Raw genomic sequence first — 2,644 nt, 5'->3', positions numbered from 1 at the left:
AAAGGATTGGCGGCGGCACTAACCCTAGGTGCTAGTGGGGTGCAGCTAGGAACAAGGCTAGTGGCGACGAAAGATGCGCCCTTTCATGAAATGTATAAAAAAAGACTACTTGAAGCCGGTGATATAGATACGGTATTGCTTGGGCGAAGTGTTGGTAGAATTCGGAGAGTGTTAAATACTCCTTATGCGAGTCAGTTGATTGACCGAGAAAAACAGGGGCTGACTATCGATGATTATTTAAAAAGTACGACGGAGGAACACCATAAAAAAGGAGCAATAGAGGGAGACCTAGAAAGTGGTTTTTTAAACAGTGGCCAAATAGCTGGTTTATTGGATGATCTTCCTTCAGTAGAAGATTTGTTCAATAGAATGATGATCGAAGCAGAACAAAAACTTCAAAATGATTTAATAGAAATTAGACAATTAAAAAAAGAAAGCTAAAAACGAAGACCACCTTCGGTCAGCGAATTTAACTTCTCATTTTAAAGGCATCAAGCGTTTTTAGTTTGTGATTTCTAGCATATTGCTCGATTGAAGAACTGCTCGCCTTATCCTCTAGTAATTGTATAAGGGTCTCATGCTCTTCAATGGATTGGGGGGTTCTCTTAGGGTAAAACGTAAAACCAGCCTGTCTCACTATATCTAGGCGACCCCATGTTTCTTCAATATTTTTTATTAGTAATTCGTTTGGACAAAATGAGTAAATATGAAAATGGAATTCTCTATTAAGTGCTCCTAGTTTATCTAATTCATAGTTATCAAGCATAATTTTCATTTCTCGGTTAATTTCTTTTAACTTTGTAATACCTTGAGCAGTAATGCTTGTGGCGCTAATGGCAGTAGCATAGCCCTCAAGTAAAGCGAGTACTTCCAATGATTCCTTATATAGTTGATTGTCAATTCCTTTGACGATTGCTCCGATATTAGGTTTAAATTCAAGCAGCTTTTCTGATTCGAGCTGATGAATTGCTTCCCTGACCGGAATATGACTAGAGCCGACCTCCTTTGCAATTTGATTGATAATGATTCGTTGACCAGGTGCGTAAGTACCATCTACTATTCTTGTACGAATTACTTTGTAAGCATATTGGCGTTTATTCATATTAGTTTTCATAATAATGGAATTGTATATCATTTAATATATGAAATCAATAAATAGATAGATTATTTAAAAATAACAGAAAAATAATAACGGTTATTTAGTCAGGAGACGGACTAGATATAGAAAATTGTAAGGTGTATATGCTTTCAATTTGTAGAAAAGAACATAATTTCGAAAATATATTCTGATAATAAAATAAATTCTGATAAAATATTGTAATAATATATAAAATGATATATGATATTTGTAAATATTTAACGAAATTACTCCTACTTGCTCGATTAAAGAACGGAGTTATTCATTTCATCTGCTTGTAAGCGCTTCCACCATTGTGTTGTTTATTCATAAAAAACTAAATTATTAAAGTAGGTGAATTATATGTTAGAAGGCTTAGAGATTGGGAGAAAAGAGACCATTCAAATTACAGTTACAGAAATGATGTTTGCTGCATTTGAAGGTGAAGTAGTACACCCTGTCTATTCGACAGTGAGTATGACATATCATATGGAATGGGTCTCTAGGAAAATAATTTTACCTTTTTTAAGCGCTGAACAAGAGGGAATGGGAGCTGCAGTTAATGTCAAGCATGTTTCACCCGCTCCATATGGAAGTTTGGTTACTTTAACTGCTACAGTTACAGAGCTTCGTGACAATAAAGTGATAACAAAAGTGGTTGCTGAGAGTGAAGTGGGAGTTATCGGTCTGGGTGAGGTAACTCAAGTTATTTTGCCAAAGGCTACGATTAAAACAAAATGGAACGAGGCTACAGCGTAAGAATATACACTGAAATTGCCTAAGGAGGAACTGATCTAATGCTAGCTGAAAGATTATCAATGACTAAAGAATTTGAGCTTTTCGATCGAATGGCTTCTCATGAACAGGTTGTATTTTGTAATGATCCCACTACTGGCCTACGAGCGATTATCGCTATCCATAATACGACCCTAGGTCCAGCTCTCGGTGGATGTCGCATGCAAGCTTATAATAGTGTGGAAGAAGCGCTCGAGGATGTTCTAAGGCTTTCAAAAGGTATGACGTATAAGTGTGCCGCAGCAGATGTGGACTTTGGTGGAGGAAAAGCAGTCATTATTGGTGATCCTAAAAAAGATAAATCACCGGAGCTGTTCAGAGCATTTGGTCAATTTGTCAATTCACTTGGCGGTCGTTTTTACACTGGTACAGACATGGGCACAACGATGGAAGATTTCATACATGCGATGAAAGAAACTAATTTCATTAATGGACTACCTGAGGCTTATGGCGGCGGAGGGGATTCATCGATTCCTACAGCAGCAGGAGTTATAAATGGATTAAAAGCTACGAATCTCACACTGTTTGGAGATGAAGAACTCGGAGCGAAAAGCTATGCAATTCAAGGATTGGGAAAAGTAGGATATAAAGTTGCTGTTAGTTTACTAGAATCGGGTGCGAGCCTTTTCGTAGCTGATATAAATGACGAAAGCCTTCATTCCATTCAGCAGACTTCAGCAAATTTAAAGGGAAACGTGAAGATTGTATCGAATGATGAAATTTATTCTACTG

4 protein-coding genes are annotated in these 2,644 nt (G+C 37.1%); 3 read left to right on the top strand and 1 reads right to left on the bottom strand.

The genetic code is table 11. The annotated features are described in order from the left end of the window. Positions 1-441 (top strand): NAD(P)H-dependent flavin oxidoreductase (locus AC06OU_RS10150; protein WP_475855553.1); only part of this gene is annotated, 441 nt, incomplete at its 5' end. A 28-nt stretch (positions 442-469) separates the two neighbouring features. Here AC06OU_RS10150 and AC06OU_RS10145 read toward each other — a convergent pair. After that, on the bottom strand, positions 470-1,102 hold the full coding sequence (locus AC06OU_RS10145; protein WP_475855552.1) for a GntR family transcriptional regulator: 633 nt from the start codon (positions 1,100-1,102) through the stop codon (positions 470-472). A gap of 378 nt (positions 1,103-1,480) precedes the next feature. On the opposite strand from AC06OU_RS10145, the gene AC06OU_RS10140 reads away from it, so the two are divergent. Continuing rightward, the gene (locus tag AC06OU_RS10140; protein ID WP_475855551.1) at positions 1,481-1,876 is read left to right on the top strand and encodes a thioesterase family protein; all 396 of its coding nucleotides are present in this window, start codon (positions 1,481-1,483) and stop codon (positions 1,874-1,876) included. A 38-nt stretch (positions 1,877-1,914) separates the two neighbouring features. Then, positions 1,915-2,644 (top strand): Glu/Leu/Phe/Val dehydrogenase dimerization domain-containing protein (locus AC06OU_RS10135; RefSeq protein WP_475855550.1); only part of this gene is annotated, 730 nt, incomplete at its 3' end.

This window comes from Psychrobacillus sp. (genome assembly GCF_056205495.1).
This window is presented reverse-complemented; position numbering and strand designations above follow the sequence as displayed.